At 73.3% G+C, this 19819-nt stretch carries 18 protein-coding genes; 17 read left to right on the top strand and 1 reads right to left on the bottom strand.

Features of this window, described 5'->3' with window-relative positions:
• Nucleotides 1–579: 579 nt before the first annotated feature.
• From HNR61_RS26830 to HNR61_RS26910, 17 genes are all read left to right on the top strand, one after another.
• Complete coding sequence (locus HNR61_RS26830; protein WP_018657218.1) at nucleotides 580–786, top strand: cold-shock protein; 207 nt, start codon at nucleotides 580–582, stop codon at nucleotides 784–786.
• A gap of 130 nt (nucleotides 787–916) precedes the next feature.
• Entirely contained in the window at nucleotides 917–1300 is a 384-nt protein-coding gene (hisI, locus tag HNR61_RS26835) for a phosphoribosyl-AMP cyclohydrolase (protein WP_182845951.1), read from the top strand.
• Nucleotides 1297–1944 (top strand): Trp biosynthesis-associated membrane protein, encoded by a 648-nt coding sequence (locus HNR61_RS26840; RefSeq protein ID WP_182845952.1) that lies wholly within the window; start codon nucleotides 1297–1299, stop codon nucleotides 1942–1944. The genes hisI and HNR61_RS26840 overlap by 4 nt, the downstream gene beginning before the upstream one ends.
• Nucleotides 1941–2588 (top strand): response regulator transcription factor, encoded by a 648-nt coding sequence (locus HNR61_RS26845; protein WP_312898113.1) that lies wholly within the window; start codon nucleotides 1941–1943, stop codon nucleotides 2586–2588. The genes HNR61_RS26840 and HNR61_RS26845 overlap by 4 nt, the downstream gene beginning before the upstream one ends.
• A 30-nt stretch (nucleotides 2589–2618) precedes the next feature.
• On the top strand, nucleotides 2619–3044 hold the full coding sequence (locus HNR61_RS46945) for a DUF2752 domain-containing protein (RefSeq protein ID WP_312898114.1): 426 nt from the start codon (nucleotides 2619–2621) through the stop codon (nucleotides 3042–3044).
• A gap of 103 nt (nucleotides 3045–3147) precedes the next feature.
• Nucleotides 3148–3954, top strand: coding sequence for an indole-3-glycerol phosphate synthase TrpC (gene trpC, locus HNR61_RS26855; RefSeq protein WP_182845953.1), 807 nt, complete (start codon nucleotides 3148–3150; stop codon nucleotides 3952–3954).
• A gap of 178 nt (nucleotides 3955–4132) precedes the next feature.
• Complete coding sequence (trpB, locus tag HNR61_RS26860) at nucleotides 4133–5377, top strand: tryptophan synthase subunit beta (protein WP_182845954.1); 1245 nt, start codon at nucleotides 4133–4135, stop codon at nucleotides 5375–5377.
• Nucleotides 5374–6186, top strand: coding sequence for a tryptophan synthase subunit alpha (gene trpA / locus HNR61_RS26865; RefSeq protein WP_182845955.1), 813 nt, complete (start codon nucleotides 5374–5376; stop codon nucleotides 6184–6186). Before trpB ends, trpA begins: the two co-directional genes overlap by 4 nt.
• 178 nt (nucleotides 6187–6364) lie before the next feature.
• Nucleotides 6365–6862 (top strand): vitamin K epoxide reductase family protein, encoded by a 498-nt coding sequence (locus HNR61_RS26870; protein WP_182845956.1) that lies wholly within the window; start codon nucleotides 6365–6367, stop codon nucleotides 6860–6862.
• A gap of 68 nt (nucleotides 6863–6930) precedes the next feature.
• Nucleotides 6931–7701: a DsbA family protein gene (locus HNR61_RS26875; RefSeq protein WP_182845957.1), complete on the top strand. Its 771-nt coding sequence runs from the start codon at nucleotides 6931–6933 to the stop codon at nucleotides 7699–7701.
• Between the two features lie 133 nt (nucleotides 7702–7834).
• A complete protein-coding gene (lgt, locus tag HNR61_RS50520; RefSeq protein WP_220509809.1) occupies nucleotides 7835–9526 on the top strand; it encodes a prolipoprotein diacylglyceryl transferase in 1692 nt (563 codons plus the stop codon).
• A 129-nt stretch (nucleotides 9527–9655) separates the two neighbouring features.
• Nucleotides 9656–10447 (top strand): hypothetical protein, encoded by a 792-nt coding sequence (locus HNR61_RS26885; protein WP_182845958.1) that lies wholly within the window; start codon nucleotides 9656–9658, stop codon nucleotides 10445–10447.
• An 11-nt stretch (nucleotides 10448–10458) separates the two neighbouring features.
• A complete protein-coding gene (locus HNR61_RS26890) occupies nucleotides 10459–11403 on the top strand; it encodes a hypothetical protein (RefSeq protein ID WP_182845959.1) in 945 nt (314 codons plus the stop codon).
• Between the two features lie 313 nt (nucleotides 11404–11716).
• A complete protein-coding gene (gltB, locus tag HNR61_RS26895; protein WP_182845960.1) occupies nucleotides 11717–16270 on the top strand; it encodes a glutamate synthase large subunit in 4554 nt (1517 codons plus the stop codon).
• Between the two features lie 16 nt (nucleotides 16271–16286).
• A complete protein-coding gene (locus HNR61_RS26900; RefSeq protein ID WP_182845961.1) occupies nucleotides 16287–17750 on the top strand; it encodes a glutamate synthase subunit beta in 1464 nt (487 codons plus the stop codon).
• 80 nt (nucleotides 17751–17830) lie between these two features.
• Nucleotides 17831–18418, top strand: a complete 588-nt coding sequence (locus HNR61_RS26905) for a GNAT family N-acetyltransferase (RefSeq protein WP_182845962.1) — start codon at nucleotides 17831–17833, stop codon at nucleotides 18416–18418.
• Between the two features lie 89 nt (nucleotides 18419–18507).
• Nucleotides 18508–18864: a hypothetical protein gene (locus HNR61_RS26910; protein WP_182845963.1), complete on the top strand. Its 357-nt coding sequence runs from the start codon at nucleotides 18508–18510 to the stop codon at nucleotides 18862–18864.
• 51 nt (nucleotides 18865–18915) lie between these two features.
• Here HNR61_RS26910 and HNR61_RS26915 read toward each other — a convergent pair whose 3' ends face one another.
• Nucleotides 18916–19533 carry a hypothetical protein gene (locus HNR61_RS26915; RefSeq protein ID WP_218009983.1) on the bottom strand — a complete coding sequence of 206 codons (618 nt, stop codon included), beginning with the start codon at nucleotides 19531–19533 and terminating at the stop codon, nucleotides 18916–18918.
• Between the last annotated feature and the right edge of the window lie 286 nt (nucleotides 19534–19819).

Consider the following 19819-nt stretch of genomic DNA (forward strand, 5'->3'; position numbering starts at 1 on the left):
AGGGGAATTCCTTTGTTCACCCGGCGGACAACCGCGGTGCACCCGGAGGCCGGAGAGGGCAGGTCATCGCGTCGCGGAGGAGGAATCTCCACCCGTATGCGCGGAGTGGAACAAGAATTGCCCGCTTTGTGCCAAGAAAGGGTCTGTCCGAGGTAAGGGTGATACCTCTCGGTGGAGAGAACATCACCGCCCGGAGGCGTCTGCGCGGTGTCCCGCATCCCTTGCGCATGTGCGCTTGTGCCCGCCGTCGCGGCGAGTCCGGCGCGGTGTCCGACAATTCCGCAGGCCAGCGCCGTGCCTAGCGGCGGCCGGTGTGTTGGAACGTTACGCGGCTTTAACTCATTAGTTGATCCGGGCGCGAATCGCAAGGGTCGCGACACCTCCGCATTGCGCGGAACCGGTGATACGGTGGAGTCGTCGGTTGCAGTCGTGGTTCTCGATCGTTTGACAGGACGCCCGCGGACTGATGGCAGCGGGCGTTTTGGCTTTTCCGGGACCTGCCGGGGGCGAGAGCGTTCCGCTAGCAGCCGCGCCGGGCCCGCGAGGTGTGGGCCCGTGTTTTGCCGCAAGGAGAAAGACATGCCCCAGCAGGGCACCGTGAAGTGGTTCAACGCCGAGAAGGGCTTCGGTTTCATCGCCGTGGACGGCGGGGGACCGGATGTGTTCGTGCACTACTCGGCTATCCAGAGCTCCGGCTACCGCACCCTGGACGAGAACCAGCGCGTTCAGTTCGAGGTGACGCAGGGCAACCGGGGTCCGCAGGCCGACCAGGTCGTCCCCCTGTAACCCGTAGTCGTACGTCAGGGCCCGCGTTCCCCTCCAGGGGCGCGGGCCCTTTCGTGTCCGCGCCCGCTTCCCCGCCCGCCCGTGGGCGGGGCGGATCACGGACGCGCGGGGGACCCGGCAGAATGGAGCCATGTCCGCTCGCGCGTCCAATCTGGACCCCAAGATCGCCGACCGCCTCAAGCGCACCGAGGACGGCCTCGTGCCCGCCATCGCCCAGCAGTACGACACCGGCGAGGTGCTCATGCTCGCCTGGATGGACGACGAGGCCCTGCACCGCACCCTCACCACCGGCCGCGCCACCTACTGGTCCCGCAGCCGCCGGGAGTACTGGGTCAAGGGCGAGAGCTCCGGCCACCAGCAGTGGGTGAAGTCGGTCGCGCTCGACTGCGACGGCGACGCGATCCTGGTGAAGGTCGACCAGGTCGGCGCGGCCTGCCACACCGGCGACCGCACCTGCTGGGACGCCGACGTGCTGGACCCGGTGGTGGGGGAGAGGCCCGCCCACCAGCGATGACACCGGCCAGGGAACGCGGCCTCACCGCGCTGCTGTGCGCCGCCGGGGCGGGGCTGACCCTGCTGGCGGCGGGCCGCCCCTGGGCCACGGTGCGGGCCCGCGACGCCATCACCCCGTTCGCCCTGGACGTCACCGGCCGGGACCTCGGCGCCACCGCCGGGGCCCTCGGCTGGGCCGCGCTGGCGGCGCTGGCGGCCCTGTTCGCCACGCGCGGGAAGGTCCGCGCCGGGGTCGGGCTGCTGCTGGCGGCGTTCGGCGCGGTCATCGCCTACTCCTCGGTCACCGCGATCGACGGGGGCACGATCAGGTCCGCGGCCGGGGACCGCAGCGCCCTGCTGCGGATCGCCGCGCAGCCGGTGGTCGAGACCGGCCCCTGGTGGGCGGTGTCGCTGTGCGGGGGAGCGCTGGTCGCGCTCGCCGGGCTGGCGGCCCTGCTGCGCGGCGGCCGCTGGCCGGGCATGTCCTCCCGGTACGAACGCCGGGACGCCGCCCCCGGCCGCGTCCGTCCCGGCGGGGGCGCCGCGTCCCCCGGCGGCGACCCGGCCGACCTGTGGAAGTCGCTGGACCGGGGCGAGGACCCCACCGGGGACCCCGCGGGGGACCCGAGGGGCCCGGCCGGGGACCCGAAGGAATCCCGGGGGTGACCGCGCTGGTCCTGGTGGCCGAGCACGACCCCGCCGTGGCCGAGCTGCAGCGCCGCTGCCTGGTCCGCGCCGGCCACGAGGTCCGGATCGAGCCCGAGCCCGGCCGCGCCCCCGACACCGCCGCCCGGCTGCGCCCGCACGCGGTCGTGCTGGACCTGTCGGCCGCCGCGCACCCGGCCGACCTGTACCGGCGGACCGCCGCGGCGTGCCGCCCCGCCCCGGTCATCGCCGTCAGCGGCGACCCCAGGACGCCGGGCGGGCGGGGCGCGCCCCGGCTGCCCCGGCCGTTCGCGCCCCGCGCGCTGGTCGCCGCCGTCGCCGAGGCGCTGCGCTCCGGCGCCGCGGGCCCGGCGGACGGGCCGCTGCGGGCGGGCGCGCTGACCCTGGACCCGGTCCGCCGCACCGCCTCGGCGGGCGGGAGGCCGGTGGCGCTGACCGCCACCGAGTTCGACCTGCTGGCGTTCCTGATGGGCAACCCCGGCCGGGCGTTCACCCGCGAACAGCTGCTGGCCGCCGTCTGGGGCCCGGCCGCCGACACCGGCAGCCGCACCGTGGACGTCCACATCGCCCAGCTGCGCGCCAAGATCGGCGCCACCGGGCCCATCCGCACCGTGCGCGGCATCGGCTACGTCCTCGACCCCTGATCCCCCGACCCCTGCAATAGGCTGGACGGCGTGACCCGCGCACCCGCTCCGGTGGCCGGAACCGGCCGGGGCCTGCTGCTCCCGCTGGCGGTGCTGGCGGGCGTCGCCGCCGCCGTGGCGGTCCTGGCCGTCCGGGACCCGCACGAGCCCGGCCACTATCCGGCGTGCCCGTTCCTGATGGCGACGGGCCTGTACTGCCCGGGGTGCGGCGGCCTGCGGATGGTCAACGCGCTTGCGCACGGGCGGGTCGGGGCCGCCTTCGACAGCAACCCCCTGGCGTTCCTGCTGCTGCCGGCGGCGGCCTGGCTGTGGACGGTCTGGGCGGCCCACCGGGCGCGCGGCCTGCCGGCGCGGTCGGCGCTGCTGACGCGGAACGCCGGGATCGCCCTGCTGGTGGTGGCGGTGGCGTTCGGGATCGCGCGCAACCTGCCGTTCGCGGTTTTCCTCGCGCCGTGACCGGCTGCCGGGCGGGCCGGCGGAGGGGCCGGGTTGGGGCGCGCCCGGCGGGTGCGGCTACGATCGGTGCACGGATCGAGCGGAACATAGGGGGCCTACCGCGGTGAGCGTTCTCGACGAGATCATCGAAGGAGTTCGGGCCGATCTCGCCGAAAGGCAGCGAGAGGTGTCGTTGGACGCCCTCAAGGAGAAGGCGGCCAAGGCACCGGCCCCCCGCGACGCGCTGGGCGCGCTGCGGAGCCAGGGCGTGTCGGTCATCGCGGAGGTCAAGCGGTCCAGCCCCTCCAAGGGCGCGCTGGCCGCCATCGCCGACCCGGCGGCGCTGGCCCGCGACTACGAGGCGGGCGGCGCGAAGGTCATCAGCGTGCTGACCGAGCGGCGGCGCTTCGGCGGCAGCCTGGCCGACCTGGAGGCCGTGCGCGCCAGCGTGGACCTGCCGATCCTGCGCAAGGACTTCATCGTCACCTCCTACCAGCTGTGGGAGGCCCGCGCCCACGGCGCCGACCTCGCCCTGCTGATCGTCGCGGCGCTGGAGCAGGACGCCCTGGTGTCGCTGGTGGAGCGGGCCGAGTCGATCGGCCTGCTGCCGCTGGTCGAGGTCCACACCGCGGAGGAGGCCGAACGCGCCGTCGACGCGGGCGCCAAGGTCATCGGCGTCAACGTCCGCGACCTGAAGACCCTCAAGGTGGACCGCGAGGTGTTCGCCCGCGTCGCCCCGTCGATCCCCAAGGGCATCGTCAAGATCGCCGAGTCGGGGGTGCGCGGCCCGCACGACCTGCTCGCCTACGCCTCCTCCGGGGCCGACGCGGTGCTGGTCGGCGAGAGCCTGGTCATCGGCCGGGAGCCGCGCGCGGCCGTGGCCGACCTGGTCGCCGCCGGGGCGCACCCGGCGCTGCGGCAGGGCGGCTGAGCCCGGACGGGGCCGAGAAGGATAGGATCCGGCCATGCCGATGGAACCTCTGCGCGAACGATGGCGCGCTTGTCCGACGTCTAACTGAACGGCCCCCTTCCATCGGGGCCGTGGTCCCCGCACCTGTGGGGATGATCCCGGACAAGCCCTCTCTCGCACGACAGGACGCGAAAACCTCATGACCATCGACGGCGCGCGGGGTTCTGCCCTGCCCGAATCCTCTCTTCCCGACGCCTCCGGCCACTTCGGCGTGTTCGGCGGCCGGTTCGCTCCCGAGGCCCTGATGGCGGCCCTGGACGAGCTGGACCGCGAGTTCGCCGCCGCCCGCCGGGACCCTGCGTTCATGGGCGAGCTGAACGACCTGCTGAAGAACTACGCCGGCCGTCCCAGCCTGTTGACCGAGGCCGGGCGGTTCGCCGAGCACGCCGGGGGCGCCCGGATCCTGCTCAAGCGCGAGGACCTCAACCACACCGGCTCCCACAAGATCAACAACGTGCTGGGGCAGGCCCTGCTGACCCGGCGCATGGGCAAGCGGCGCATGATCGCCGAGACGGGCGCGGGCCAGCACGGCGTGGCCACCGCCACCGCCGCCGCCCTGCTCGGCCTGGAGTGCACCGTCTTCATGGGCGAGGTCGACACCGAGCGCCAGGCCCTCAACGTCGCCCGCATGCGGATGCTGGGCGCCGAGGTCGTCCCGGTGAAGACCGGCAGCCGCACCCTCAAGGACGCCTGCAACGAGGCGTTCCGCGACTGGGTCGCCACCGTCGACGACACCCACTACTGCGTCGGCTCCACCATGGGCCCGCACCCGTTCCCGATGATGGTCCGCGAGCTGCAGCGCATCATCGGCGTGGAGGCCCGCCAGCAGGTCCTGGACCTGGTCGGCCGCCTGCCCGACGCCGTCGTGGCCTGCGTCGGCGGCGGCTCCAACTCGATCGGCGCGTTCCACGCGTTCATCGACGACGCCGATGTCCGGCTGTGCGGCTTCGAGGCCGCCGGCGACGGCGTGGAGACCGGACGGCACGCCGCCACCATCACCGGCGGGCGCGTCGGCGTCATCCACGGCATGCGCACCTACCTGCTCCAGGACGAGGACGGCCAGACCGTCGAGTCCCACTCCATCTCCGCCGGGCTGGACTACCCCGGCGTCGGCCCCGAGCACTCCTGGCTGCACGAGACCGGCCGCGGCGAGTACCGGCCGATCACCGACGCCGAGGCGATGGAGGCGTTCGCGCTGCTGTGCCGCACCGAGGGCATCATCCCGGCGATCGAGTCGGCGCACGCCCTGGCCGGCGCCCTCAAGGTCGGCCGGGAGCTCGGCCCCGACGGCGTCATCGTCGTGTGCCTGTCGGGCCGCGGCGACAAGGACATGGAGACCGCCGCCGAGTACTTCGGTCTGATGCCGCAGGGAGAGGGCCAGTGAGCGCCAAGATCGCCTACGACAAGGCCAGGGCCGAGGGGCGCGCCGCGCTGGTCGGTTACCTGCCCGCCGGGTTCCCCGACTACCAGGGCGCGATCGACGCCGCCCGCGCGATGGTCGACTCCGGCTGCGACGTCATCGAGATCGGCCTGCCCTACAGCGACCCGATGATGGACGGCCCGATCATCCAGGACGCCGTCCACCGGGCGCTGGTCGGCGGCATCCGCCTCGCCGACGTGTTCCGCACCGTCGAGGCCGTCGCCGCCACCGGCGTCCCCACCCTCGTCATGACCTACTACAACCCGGTCGACCGTTACGGGGTGGAGGCGTTCGCGCGGGACCTGAGGTCGGCGGGCGGCTGCGGCCTGATCACCCCCGACCTGTCCCCGGAGGAGGGCGGCGAGTGGATCGCCGCCGCCGACGCCCACGACCTGGACAAGGTGTTCCTGGTGGCGCTGTCGTCCACCGACGAGCGCATCGAGAAGATCACCACCGCGTGCCGGGGATTCGTCTACGCCGCGTCCCTGATGGGCGTCACCGGCGCCCGCACGGCCCTGGACACCGGCGCGCCCCGCCTGGTGGAGCGCACCCGCCAGATGATCGCCAAGCGGGAGCTGGACCTGCCGGTCGGGCTCGGCCTGGGCGTCTCCGACGGCGCGCAGGCCGCCGAGATCGCCGGGTTCGCCGACGGCGTGATCGTCGGGTCGGCGTTCGTCCGCCGCCTCCTGGACGCCCCCGACCGCAAGGCGGGCCTGGCCGCCGTCGGCGAACTCGCCGCGGAGCTGGCCGCCGGCGTCCGCCGCCAGGTGTGACCACGGCATGTGACCGGTAACGGCTGACCGGAAACCCGGGGGAGCGCGGGACACACCGCGTTCCCCCGGTGCGTTCGTACGCGGACCTTATGCCCGGTCCCCTAAGGTGATGTCCGCCGGGGCCGGGGCCCACGACCCCCTCCGCCCCGGCGACCGGACGGACGCGGAAGGATCGACGATGGTGCAGCACACCGAGGCGCCGGACAGCGGCGCGGCCGGGGACCGCCCCGGGCCCGCGCGCCCCCGGTGGTTCACGCTCCCGGCCTGGGTCCTCACCCTGGCCGGACTGGGGATCTCGGTCTACCTGACGGTGGCGCACTACAACAAGGGAGCGATGGTCTGCACCACCAGCTCGACCATCGACTGCCACTCGGTCACCAACAGCGACTACTCCGACCTGCTCGGCATTCCACTGCCGCTGCTGGGACTGGGGTTCTTCGTCGCCTTCGCCGTGCTCATCACCCCGCCCGCGCTGCGCTCGCCCAGCCCCCTGCCGCGCTGGGCGCGGCTGGGCAGCGTGATCGTCGGCATGCTGTTCGTGATCTACCTGGTGACCGTGGAACTGGCGATCCTGCACAAGATCTGCCTGTGGTGCACCGGCGTCCACGCGATCACTATCCTGCTGTTCGTCCTGGTGCTGGCCGACGAGTTCCGTCGGATCGGCCAGGCCGACTAGCCTTTCGAACCCACACCAGGTCTTCGTCCGCGCGGCGCCAGGGCCGCGCGCCCGACATAGGAGTTCCCATGAGCAAGGCCGCACGGGAGCGGTCCGCGCGCGAGCGCCTCGCCGCCGAACGCGCCAAGCAGGCCGCCCGGCAGAAACAGCAGCGCCTGCTGGCCATCGTCCTCGGCGCGGTGGTCGTGATCGGCGCGATCGTGGCGGTGACCGTGGTGGTCCTGGACCAGAAGAGCAAACGCGACCAGGTCGCCGCGCCCTACACCGGTCCGCAGGCTCCGCTCACCCGCGAGGCCGACGGCTCGATCGCGATGGCCAAGGCGGGCGTGACCAAGCCGGTGCTGGAGATCTTCGAGGACTTCCAGTGCCCGGCCTGCAAGGAGTTCGAGGAGAGCCTCGGCAAGGACATCAAGCAGCTGGCCGCCGAGGGCAAGGTCAAGGTCGTCTACCGGCCGTTCCACCTGTTCAGCCAGCAGCCCGACCCGATCAAGTCCAACTCGCTGCGCTCGGCCGCCGCCGCCATGTGCGTCCCGGCCGACAAGTGGCTCTCCTACCACGAAGCGCTGTTCAAGTTCCAGCCGCGCGAGGGCTCGGCGGGCTTCGCGCCCAAGGACCTGGTCGGCTGGGGCAAGGACGTGGGCGTCACCGACGCCGGCTTCGAGAAGTGCGTGACCGGCCAGGAGAAGAAGGCCCAGGTCGACGCCATGACCAAGTACGCGCTGGACGACCGCAAGGTCACCGGCACGCCCACCGTCATGCTGGACGGCCGCAAGCTGGAGGGCCAGGCCCTGAACAACCTCAAGGCCACCGTCGAGTCCGCCGGGAAGGCCGCCAAGTAACCCGGCCCGGACCCGTCCGTGAGCGCCGCTCCCCGCCCGGGGAGCGGCGCTCACGCCGTTACCGGGCCACCGACCGCAAAACGATCGCCGACACGACGCGAACCGGGCGCCGGAGGCGGTAACGTCAACGCTCATGCAGCCGCTCGCCTCCATTCCGAGCCCGTCCCAGGGCGTCTGGCACCTCGGACCGATCCCGCTCCGCGCCTACGCCATCATGATCATCCTTGGCATCGTCGTCGCGGTATGGCTCGGCGAGCGGCGCTGGGCCGCCAAGGGCGGCACCCCGGGCATGATCATCGACATCGCCATCTGGGCGGTCCCGTTCGGCCTGATCGGCGGCCGCCTCTACCACGTGGCCACCGACTGGCAGCGCTACTTCGGCGAGGGCCAGGACCCGATCAGGGCCCTCAAGATCTGGGAGGGCGGCCTCGGCATCTGGGGCGCGGTCCTGCTCGGCGCGGTCGGCGCCTGGATCGGCTGCCGCCGCCACGGCGTGTCCCTGGCCGCCCTCGGCGACGCCATCGCGCCCGGGATCGCCCTCGCGCAGGCCATCGGCCGCTGGGGCAACTACTGGAACCAGGAACTCTACGGCCGCCCCCTGAACGCCCCCTGGGCCCTGGAGATCGACCGCGCGCACCGCCCGTCCGACCCCAAGTACCTCGACATCGCGACCTACCACCCCACGTTCCTGTACGAGTCGCTGTGGTGCGTGGGCGTGGCCCTGCTGGTGCTGTGGGCCGACCGCCGCTTCAAGCTGACCCACGGCCGCGCGTTCGCGCTGTACGTCGCCGCCTACACCGTCGGCCGCTTCTGGATCGAGTGGCTGCGCATCGACGACGCCCACCACTTCCTGGGCATGCGCCTGAACGACTGGACCGCGCTGGTCGTGTTCGTCGGGGCGGTCGCCTACCTGTTCTGGGCGCGCAACCGCACGGGCGAGGAGACGGTCGTGGCCCCCGCCGCCGCCCACGCCGTGGACGCGGCTGAGAAGCCCGCCACCGACCCGACCCCGGACACCGAGCAGCAGGACACGCCCGCCCCCGGAACGCCCACCAGCGCTCCCGACAACGCCGACTCGGACCCGGCCGAACCCCCGACCGAGCCGAAATCGGCCCCCACCGACACCGAAGACCAGCCCGAGCCCACGCACGAGGCGTTCACGACCAAGCCGACCGTGGTTCAGGCCGAGCCCGCCGCAGACGAGACGTTCACGGCCGAGCCGACTGTGGATCAGGCCGAGCCCGTTTCCGATCAGGCCGAGCTCATCGGCGAGCAGGCTGAGCCCGCCGCGGGCGAGGCCGATCCCGTCGCGGAGCAGGTTGAGCCCGTAGACGAGGCGTTCACGACCGAGCCGGAGGCCACCCAGGCCGAGCCGACCATGGACCAGGCCGACCCCATCGACGAGCAGCCCGAGCCCGCCACGGACGAGACCGCCCCCGTCGCGGAGCAGATCGAGCCCGCGCACGAGGCGTTCACGGTCGAGCCGGAGGCCACTCAGGCCGAGCCGACCGTGGTTCAGGCCGAGCCCGTCGACGAGCAGGCCGAGCCCGTCGTGGAGCAGGTCGAGCCCGCCACGAGTGAGGTCGACCCCGTCGCGGAGCAGGCTGAGCCTGCGCACGAGGCATCGACGGCCGAGCCGGAGACGGGGCAGGCCGAGTCGGAGACGGGGCGGAGCGAGGCCGCCGAGCAGGGTGAGTCCGCTCGGGAGGACGCGTCCGAGATGTCCGTGAACGGCGCCGACAGGGCCGTGGACGAGCCTGGGGACGCGTCTGGGGGCGAGGGCCCGGACAAGGTCGACGCGGGGCCGGCGAAGGACGCCAAGTAGCCGTTCGCGCCCGGGGCCGTCGCCCGCCGTTCGGCGGTGGGCGACGGTCTTTGGTTTCGGGAGGTCCGGATAGGGAGGAAACGCCCGTTTGGGCGCGCGAAGGGTGGCGGGACCGCTAAGCTCCCGGACGTGATCGAGGCACGTGAGACCAACGCTCCCCAGGCGGCGCCCGCGTCCGGCGGGCGCGACCCCCGGCCTGGCGGCCCCGCGCGCCGGCTCCCCTCGCCCAAGGTGCTCTTCGCCGCGGCGGCCGCCCTGGTGGTGGTCGTGGCGGCGGTCGTGGCCGCCCTGGTCCTGACCGGCGGCGACGACAAGAAGACCGCCGCCGGGTCCCCGCAGCTCCAGCCGGTCGCCTACACCCCCGACTACGACGTGGACGGTCTGGCGAAGCTGGCCAGACGCGACGCCGACCGGCGGCCCCTGACCGAGGCCGAGGTGTTCGGCGCCGACGCCAGGACCGTCAGGACGGGCCAGTACTCCTTCACGCTCGCCGGATCGCAGGTGTCGGCCGACTGCAACGCCGTCACCTGGGGCCAGCGGCTGCAGGCGGACCTGGCCAAGCACGGCTGCTCCCAGATCGCGCGCGGCGCCTACGTCAGCGCGGACCGGCAGCACGTCGGCCAGTTCATCGTGATCAATCTCAACGACGTCGAGGGCGCCCGGCAGATCCTGCGGGACCTGGACCCGGCCACCGACGCCGGTTTCGTGCGCCCGCTGGAGGCCAAGGGCGGGCCCGCGTTCGCCAAGGGGTTCAGCGCCGCCTACGCGCGCGCGTTCGGCCACTACGCGACGGTGGTGTGGGTGCAGCGCGCCGGCGGGGCCCAGCCCGCCAACCTCAACGAGATGATCAACGTGAGCCTGCCGGTGGAGAAGCCCGCCGACTTCGTGTGGGGTCGTCTCCAGATGGCCGGCGACAGGTAGTCTGCGCGCTCGTGGACCACGACGAACCCGGCCGGGCCCGCCGTTCCCGCGGCGGCGCGGCGACCCGGCCCCAGGCGGCCGCCCGCCGTCCGGCCTCCCGGACCCGGCGGGCGGGCGGCGCGCGCCGCGCCGCGGCCGCGCACGACGGCCCGGCGCGGCCGGTGGCGCGGCCCGCGGCTCCGCGGCCGCCCGCGCGGGACGTTCCCCGGGAACGGTCCCGTGCCCGCCGCGGCCCCGGCCCGCGCCTGTACTTCGCCGCCGCGGGCGTGCTGGGCGTCGCCGTCGCGGGCGCGCTGACCGCCGTCGCCCTCACCGGCGGCGAGGAGAGGCCGAAGGGCCCCGCCGCCCCGCGGCCGGGGAACGCCGCCGCGTCCGGGCCGTCCCCGGCGTCCTACTCGCACTCGCCGACCAACGCCGCCTACGCGGCCATCGCGGAGCGTTCCCGCGACCCGCGGCCGTTGACGCTGGAGCAGATGTTCCCCGCGTCGGCGACCACCGTCGAGGCGCCGGGCGGGGCGAGGCTGAGACTGCGCGACAAGCGCGTCGACGCCGACTGCTCCGCCGCCGTCTGGGGAGGGTCGGTGGCGCGCGAGCTGGCGCGCGGCGGCTGCAACCAGTCGGTGCGCGCGCTGTTCGCCGACACCGGCAAGGGCTACGCCCTGTCGGTCACCGTCCTGAACCTGGCCTCGTCGGCCGACGCCGACCGGACCGTGGAGACCCTCGGGCGGGTGCGCGGCGGCGGTTTCGTGCGGCCGCTGCCGGCCGCGGCGCCGCTGGACCGCTTCGGCCAGGGGTTCGGCATGGCGCGCGGCCTGGCCGTCGGCCACTACGCCGTGGTCGCCTGGGCGCAGCGCCTGGACGGCCGGGGCGACGCGGGCGACGAGACGCTGCTGACCCTGCTGATCGAGGGCGGCAAGGCCCGGGGCGTGCTCGCCCGGGCCGCCCACGCGGGCTGAACCCCGCCCCGCAGGGGACTCCCACCCCCCTTCTGACGTGCGCTTACGCGTGTTCCAGCCCGGTAAACCCGCGGCCCCCGGTGACGTTGATCACCGGGGTTCGGGCGATTTGTGGCAATATGCGGCCGCTATCCTGGTCTAAACCACTGGGGGGAGTGCCGACCCGGTTTCGCGACCAAAGAAGTTTCGCGATCGGGTCCAGTCGGGCATGATCCCGGCAGTGATGTAATGTCTTCACACCGCAGCAGGGCCAACGTCGTCCCGAGCCTGCACTGACGTAACGAGCAGTGACACGACGACGACGGGAGGGTTGATGGCTGCTGCTGCCCTCAAGCCGGGCCTGCCCCAGAACCAGGGGCTGTACGACCCGGCCAACGAGCACGACGCGTGCGGCGTTGGCATGGTGGCGGACCTGCACGGACGCAAGAGCCATGACATCGTTGGCAACGCCCTGACCGTCCTGCGGAACCTGGACCACCGCGGCGCGGTGGGCGCCGAGCCCGACGACGGCGACGGCGTGGGCATCCTGGTCCAGATCCCCGACGCCTTCTTCCGCGAGGTCTGCGACTTCGCGCTGCCCGGGGCGGGCGGCTACGCGGCGGGCGTGGCGTTCCTGCCGACCGACGCCGAGGAACGCGCGAACGCCGTCGCGCACATCGAGACCCTGTGCGTGGAGGAGGGCCTGACGGTCCTCGGCTGGCGGGAGCTGCCGACCGACGCGAACTTCGCCGGCCCGGCCGCCCGCAAGGCGATGCCGTACTTCCGGCAGCTGTTCGTCGCCCCGGCGGCGCACGGCCCGCACGCGGGTAAGACGGGCCTGGAGCTGGACCGCGTGGTGTTCTGCATGCGCGAGCGCGCCGAGCAGGACGTCGCGGTGTACTTCCCGAGCCTGTCCAGCCGCACCATCGTCTACAAGGGGATGCTGACGACCCCGCAGCTGGAGCCGTTCTTCCCGGACCTGTCGGACCGCCGGTTCACCTCGGCGATCGCGCTGGTGCACTCGCGGTTCTCCACCAACACCTTCCCGGCGTGGGAGCTGGCGCACCCCTACCGGTTCATCGCCCACAACGGTGAGATCAACACCGTGCGGGGCAACCGGAACTGGATGCGGGCCCGCGAGGCGCTGCTGAAGTCGGGCCTGCTCCCCGGCGACATCTCCCGGATCTTCCCGGTGATCGACATCGAGGCCAGCGACACCGCCTCGTTCGACGAGTGCCTGGAGCTGCTGCACCTGGGCGGCCGGTCGCTGCCGCACGCGGTGCTGATGATGATCCCCGAGGCGTGGGAGAACCACACCGAGATGGACCCGGCGCGCCGGGCCTTCTACGAGTTCCACTCCACGCTGATGGAGGCGTGGGACGGCCCCGCCTCGGTGACCTTCACCGACGGCACCGTCGTCGGCGCGGTGCTGGACCGCAACGGCCTGCGCCCGGGCCGCTACTGGGTCACCGACGAGGGCTTCGTCGTGCTGGCGAGCGAGTCCGGCGTGCTGGACATCCCGCAGGACAAGGTGGTCCGCAAGGGCCGCCTGCAGCCCGGCAAGATCTTCCTGGTCGACACCGAGGCCGGGCGGATCATCGAGGACGACGAGGTCAAGGCGCAGCTGGCGGCCGAGCACCCCTACGGGCAGTGGTTGCACGAGGGCCTGGTGCGGTTCGAGGAGCTGCCGCAGCGCGAGCGCGAGGTCCCCACGCACGAGACGCTGGTCAAGCGCCAGCAGACGTTCGGCTACACCCTCGAAGAGCAGCGGATCATCCTCACGCCCATGGCGAGGACCGGCGCCGAGCCGATCGGGTCGATGGGCACCGACACCCCGATCGCGGTGCTGTCGGAGCGCCCGCGGCTGCTGTTCGACTACTTCAAGCAGCTGTTCGCGCAGGTCACCAACCCGCCGCTGGACGCGATCCGCGAGGAGCTGGTGACCAGCCTGCAGTCGACCCTCGGCCCCGAGGGCAACCTGCTGGAGCCGGGCCCCGACTCCTGTCGGCGGCTGGTGCTGCCGACCCCGATCCTGGACAACGACGAACTGTCCAAGATCATCCACATCAACGACGAGGGCTCCCTGCCGCACCTGCAGGCGCACGTGGTCCACGGCCTCTACGACGTCCACGGCGGCGGCGAGGCGCTGGAGCACCGCCTGGAGGAGATCTGCTCGGAGGTCTCCCGCGCCATCGCCGCCGGCGCGCGCGTCATCGTGCTGTCGGACCGCGGCTCGGACTCGGCGCGGGCCCCGATCCCGTCGCTGCTGCTGACCGGCGCGGTGCACCACCACCTGATCCGGGAGAAGACCCGCACCCAGGTGGGCCTGGTCGTCGAGACCGCCGAGGCCCGCGAGTGCCACCACATGGCGCTGCTCATCGGGTACGGCGCCTCGGCGGTCAACCCGTACCTGGCGGTCGAGACGGTCGAGGACCTGGTCAAGACCGGCGTGCTGACCGGCGTGGACCAGGCCAGGGCCGTCCGCAACCTGATCAAGGCGTACGGCAAGGGCGTCCTGAAGATCATGTCCAAGATGGGCGTGTCCACGGTCGCCTCCTACACCGGCGCGCAGATCTTCGAGGCGATCGGCCTGGGCGCGCCGGTCGTGGACCGCTGCTTCACCGGCACCACCTCGCGCCTGGGCGGCGTCGGCTTCGACGTGCTGGCCCGCGAGGTCGCCGAGCGGCACCGCCGCGCCTACCCGGCGCTGAACGAGCCCGCGCACCGCACCCTGGAGGTCGGCGGCGAGTACCAGTGGCGGCGCGAGGGCGAGGTGCACCTGTTCAACCCCGAGACGGTGTTCAAGCTCCAGCACGCCACCCGCACCCGCCGCTACGAGATCTTCAAGGAGTACACCGCCAAGGTCGACGAGCAGTCCGAGAAGCTGATGACGCTGCGCGGGCTGTTCCGGCTGCGGGAGGGCGAGCGGCCGCCGGTGCCGGTCGAGGAGGTCGAGCCCGTCTCGGAGATCGTCAAGCGGTTCTCCACCGGCGCGATGTCCTACGGCTCCATCTCCGCCGAGGCGCACGAGACCCTCGCCATCGCGATGAACCGCCTGGGCGGCAAGTCCAACACCGGCGAGGGCGGTGAGGACCCCGAGCGGTTCACCCCCGACCCCAACGGCGACCTGCGCCGCAGCGCGATCAAGCAGGTGGCCTCGGGCCGGTTCGGCGTGACCTCGCAGTACCTCACCAACGCCGACGACATCCAGATCAAGATGGCGCAGGGCGCCAAGCCCGGCGAGGGCGGCCAGCTGCCCGGCCACAAGGTGTACCCGTGGGTGGCCAAGACCCGGCACTCCACGCCGGGCGTGGGCCTGATCTCGCCGCCGCCGCACCACGACATCTACTCGATCGAGGACCTGGCGCAGCTCATCCACGACCTGAAGAACGCCAACCCCGCCGCCCGCGTCCACGTGAAGCTGGTGTCGGAGGTCGGCGTCGGGACGGTCGCGGCGGGCGTGTCCAAGGCCCACGCCGACGTGGTGCTGATCTCCGGGCACGACGGCGGCACCGGCGCCTCGCCGCTGACGTCGCTGAAGCACGCGGGCGCGCCGTGGGAGATCGGCCTGGCCGAGACCCAGCAGACGCTGCTGCTCAACGGCCTGCGCGACCGGATCGTCGTGCAGACCGACGGGCAGATGAAGACCGGCCGCGACGTGGTCATCGCGGCGCTGCTGGGCGCCGAGGAGTACGGCTTCGCCACCGCCCCGCTGGTGGTGTCGGGCTGCGTGATGATGCGGGTGTGCCACCTGGACACCTGCCCGGTCGGCGTCGCCACCCAGAACCCCGAGCTGCGCAAGCGGTTCAACGGCAAGCCCGAGTTCGTCGTCAACTTCTTCGAGTTCGTCGCGCAGGAGGTCCGCGAGTACCTGGCGGCCCTGGGCTTCCGCTCGCTGGACGAGGCGATCGGGCACGTGGAGGTGCTCGACACCCGCGGGGCGGTCGACCACTGGAAGGCCGCGGGCCTGGACCTGTCGCCGATCCTGCACCGGCCCGAACTGCCCGCGGGCGCGGCGCTGCGCCGCGTCACCGGCCAGGACCACGGCCTGGAGAAGGCGCTGGACAACACCCTGATCCAGCTCGCCGAGGGCGCCCTGGCCGGCGGCGGGAAGGTACGGCTGGAACTGCCGATCCGCAACGTCAACCGCACCGTCGGCACGATGCTGGGACACGAGGTCACCAAGCGGTGGGGCGGGCAGGGCCTGCCCGACGACACCATCGACGTGACCTTCGCCGGCTCGGCGGGCAACTCCTTCGGCGCGTTCGTGCCGCGCGGGGTGACGCTGCGGCTGGTCGGCGACGCCAACGACTACGTCGGCAAGGGCCTGTCCGGCGGCCGCATCACGGTGCGGCCCCCGGCGGAGGCGGCGTTCGCGGCCGAGACGCAGATCATCGGCGGCAACGTCATCCTGTACGGCGCCACCTCGGGCGAGCTGTTCGCCCGGGGCGTGGTGGGCGAGCGGTTCTGCGTCCGCAACTCCGGCGCCACGGCCGTGGTGGAGGGCGTCGGCGACCACGCGCTGGAGTACATGACCGGCGGCCGCGCGCTGATCCTCGGCCCGACCGGCCGCAACCTGGCCGCCGGCATGTCGGGCGGCGTCGCCTACGTGCTCGACCTGAACGCCGAGCGCGTCAACCGGGAGATGGTGGACCTGGAGCCGCTGGCCGCAGAGGACGCCGAACTCGTCCGCGGGCTGGTCGAACGGCACCGGGCCGAGACCGGCTCCACCGTCGCCGCGGCGCTGCTGTCCGACTGGGACGCCGCCACGGCGCGCTTCACCAAGATCATGCCGCGGGACTACCGGCGGGTGCTCGACGCGGCCGCCGCCGCCCGGGCCGAGGGCCGCGACGTCGACGAGGCCATCATGGCCGCCGCGCAGGGCTGAGAGGGGGACACCGAACATGGCTGACCCGAAGGGTTTTCTGACCGTTGAGCGGGAGCTCCCCAAGCGCCGCCCGGTCGACGTCCGGATCCGGTCCTGGCGCGAGGTCTACGAGGACTTCGGCAAGGACCGGCTGGAGAAGCAGGCCAGCCGCTGCATGGACTGCGGCATCCCGTTCTGCCACCAGGGCTGCCCGCTGGGCAACCTGATCCCCGAGTGGAACGACCTGGTCTACCGCACCGACTGGCACGAGGCGATCGAGCGCCTGCACGCCACCAACAACTTCCCCGAGTTCACCGGGAAGCTGTGCCCCGCCCCGTGCGAGGCGGCGTGCGTGCTCGGCATCAACTCCGACCCGGTCACCATCAAGCGCGTCGAGGCCGAGATCATCGACCGGGCGTGGGACGAGGGCTGGGTCCGCCCGCAGCCCCCGGCGGTGCGCACCGGCAAGCGGGTCGCGGTGATCGGCTCGGGCCCGGCGGGCCTGGCCGCCGCCCAGCAGCTCACCCGCGCCGGGCACGACGTGAAGGTGTACGAGCGCGACGACCGCGTCGGCGGCCTGCTGCGCTACGGCATCCCCGAGTTCAAGATGGAGAAGCGGCACCTGGACCGCCGCATCGCCCAGATGCGCGCCGAGGGCACCGACTTCAAGGTCAACGTCAACGTCGGCGTCGACATCACCGCGCAGGAACTGCTGGGACACCACGACGCGGTGGTGCTGGCCGGCGGCGCCACCGTCCGCCGCGACCTGCCGATCCCCGGCCGCGAGCTCAAGGGCGTCCACCAGGCGATGGAGTACCTGCCGCTGGCCAACAAGGTGCAGGAGGGCGACCACGCCGAGCCGCCGATCTCCGCCGAGGGCAAGCACGTCGTGGTGATCGGCGGCGGCGACACCGGCGCCGACTGCATCGGCACCGCGATCCGGCAGGGCGCGGCGTCGGTCACCCAGCTGGAGATCATGCCGCGGCCGCCGCAGGACCGGCCGGGCAGCCAGCCCTGGCCGACCTACCCGATGCTGTTCAAGATGGAGAGCGCCCACGAGGAGCTCGCCGACCTGGGCGGCGACCGCCTCTACGCGATCAACACCGTGGAGTTCCTGGGCGACGAGGACGGCAACGTCCGCGCGCTCAAGGTCGTCCAGGTGGAGGGCCCCGAGACCGGCTTCAAGCCGGTCGAGGGGAGCGAACGCGAGATCCCCGCGCAGCTGGTCACCCTGGCCATGGGCTTCCTCGGCCCGCAGCGCGAGGGGCTGCTGGAGCAGCTCGGCGTCGAGCTGGACCAGCGCGGCAACGTCGTCCGCGACGCCGACTACGCCACCAGCGTGGACCGGGTCTTCGCGGCCGGCGACATGGGCCGCGGCCAGTCGCTGATCGTGTGGGCGATCGCCGAGGGCCGCGCCGCCGCGCACGGCGTCGACAAGTACCTCACCGGCCAGACGACGCTGCCCTACCCGATCCCCCCGACCGCACGGCCGATTGCCTGACGGCCGCCCGAAGTGACAGGATCAGCCGCCGTGCCCCGGAACGTTCCGGGGCACGGCGCTGTTGCGCGAAGGGGGGAAAGGTGCCGACCAGGCGTATCGACGTGACCACCTGGTACCTGGAGCAGACCGACCCGGGCGACCTGCGTCCGGCGCGGGAGCCCGACGTCGCGGTGGAGATCGTCCGGGCCGAGGTGCCCAGTCCCGAGCTGAGCCGGTTCCTGTACACCGCCGTCGGCGGCGACTGGCACTGGACCGACCGGCTGCCGTGGTCGTTCGAGCAGTGGCGCAACTGGCTGGACCGGCCCGGCGTGGAGACCTGGGTGGCGTACGCGCGCGGCACCCCCGCCGGCTACGTGGAACTCGACCCGCAGGCCGAGGCGCAGGTCGAGATCTCCTACTTCGGGCTGCTGCCCGCCTTCACCGGCCGCGGGCTGGGCGGGCACCTGCTGCGCACCGGCGCCGCCCGCGCGTGGGACCTGGCCGACCGCTGGCCCGACCGCAAGCCCACGCGGCGGGTGTGGCTGCACACCTGCTCCACCGACGGCCCCGCCGCGCTGCGCAACTACCAGGCGCGCGGGTTCCGGGTCCACGACGTGCGGACACGACCCGAGACGGTCGGCCACCGCCCGCCGGGCCCCTGGCCGGGCGCGCACGACAGCCGGACCTAGCGGTACCGGACATGGCCCCCACCGCCAGGGGAAACTACTCTGTGGAGTGATCACACTCCATACAGTGAGACCCCCTGGAGGTGATGGCCGTGCGCCGCACCGACCGCCATCCCGCCCACCACCCCGCCCGCCGTCCCACCCGCCGGACCGTCCGCGTCCTCGCGCCCACCCTGCTCGCCCTGGCGTGGCTGGGCACCGTCGGCCCCGCCGCGCCCGCCCCGCAGCCCGCCCCGGCCCCGCCCGCCGTCCAGCTCAGCCATGTCGGCGCGGCCCCGGTGCACGCCGAACGCTGCGCCGACGCCTGCCCCACCGTCCACGACCCGGTCACCTGCACCTTCGACAACGGCGACGTCCAGGTGTTCGGCAACCGCTGCGAGGCGACCCGGCACGCCTGCCGCGCCGGACTGAGGATCGTCAGCTGCGCGCGGGGCGTCCGCGCGCACTGACCCCACCCGGACACGGGTGCGCCCGCCCGGCGGCGGACGCACCCCGCGCGGTCACGCCCCGCCCGGCGGCAGGGCCGTCAGGTCGTAGGTGACCGCCACCGAGAACCCCGCCGTGTCCCCGGCGAACTCCAGCACGTACCCGCCCGGCGCCAGCGGGTCGATCCGGCACCAGTGACCCGAGCCGACGATCCGCACGCCCCGCCCGTCCGCGCCCGGCGTCATCGGGTTGCCGGGCACCCCGACCAGCCGGTACGGCACGTCGTTGGTCACCGGCGTGACCGGCAGGTCGACGCCGTTCAGCCGCGCCGCCACCCGCACCCGCCGAAAGTGCGGGACGCCCTTGCCGCCGTCCTCGGCGAACACGTTCAGCACCGGGAAGAACAGCGGCACCCCGCCCGGCACCGCGCACGCCCGCGACGCCTCCCCGCCGAACGTCCCCGCCAGGAAGAACACGTCCTCGGGCTGGTTCACCCCGGCGTGCCGCCCGGTCGCGTCCCGGCAGGGGTGCCGGTCGCCGGGGACCGAGCAGGCCCACCGCCACCAGCGGGCCGCCAGGCCGGGAAGGCTCGACGGGTCGTAGGGCAGGCCCCCGGAGAACGCGGGACTGCCGGGGTACAGGGACCGGGGATCGTCCTCGGGACGGCCGCCGCCGAACAGACGCTGCAGCATGTCGTGACACGTCCAATCTGGGATGGCGGCCCGGCCCCGGGCGGACCGGGCCGTCAGAGGGGACGCGCGAGTGATCGTCGCGGTGTACCCGACACGACCCCCCGGCGACACACCCGCCCGATGACGCGTCCGGCTGGTGGCGCGTCCCGTTGGTGACGCGTCCCGCCGGTCACGTGTCCCGTTGGTGACGTGCCTCGTTGGTGACGCGTCCTGTCGGTCGCGCGTCCCGTCGGTGTCGTGCCTGCCGGTGGTGTGTCCCGGTGGTCGCGTGTCCTGCCGGTGGCGT

Source organism: Actinomadura kijaniata (assembly GCF_014138665.1).
GTDB lineage: Bacteria > Actinomycetota > Actinomycetes > Streptosporangiales > Streptosporangiaceae > Spirillospora > Spirillospora kijaniata.

Excerpts from the sequence above, each read along its gene's own strand:
- lgt (WP_220509809.1), top strand. The coding sequence starts at position 7,835 with ATGCAGCCGCTCGCCTCCATTCCGAGCCCGTCCCAGGGCGTCTGGCAC.
- HNR61_RS26900 (WP_182845961.1), top strand. The coding sequence starts at position 16,287 with ATGGCTGACCCGAAGGGTTTTCTGACCGTTGAGCGGGAGCTCCCCAAG.
- hisI (WP_182845951.1), top strand. The coding sequence starts at position 917 with ATGTCCGCTCGCGCGTCCAATCTGGACCCCAAGATCGCCGACCGCCTC.
- HNR61_RS26870 (WP_182845956.1), top strand. The coding sequence starts at position 6,365 with ATGGTGCAGCACACCGAGGCGCCGGACAGCGGCGCGGCCGGGGACCGC.
- HNR61_RS26875 (WP_182845957.1), top strand. The coding sequence starts at position 6,931 with ATGAGCAAGGCCGCACGGGAGCGGTCCGCGCGCGAGCGCCTCGCCGCC.
- gltB (WP_182845960.1), top strand. The coding sequence starts at position 11,717 with ATGGCTGCTGCTGCCCTCAAGCCGGGCCTGCCCCAGAACCAGGGGCTG.
- trpB (WP_182845954.1), top strand. The coding sequence starts at position 4,133 with ATGACCATCGACGGCGCGCGGGGTTCTGCCCTGCCCGAATCCTCTCTT.
- HNR61_RS26830 (WP_018657218.1), top strand. The coding sequence starts at position 580 with ATGCCCCAGCAGGGCACCGTGAAGTGGTTCAACGCCGAGAAGGGCTTC.
- HNR61_RS26840 (WP_182845952.1), top strand. The coding sequence starts at position 1,297 with ATGACACCGGCCAGGGAACGCGGCCTCACCGCGCTGCTGTGCGCCGCC.
- HNR61_RS26915 (WP_218009983.1), bottom strand. The coding sequence starts at position 19,533 with ATGCTGCAGCGTCTGTTCGGCGGCGGCCGTCCCGAGGACGATCCCCGG.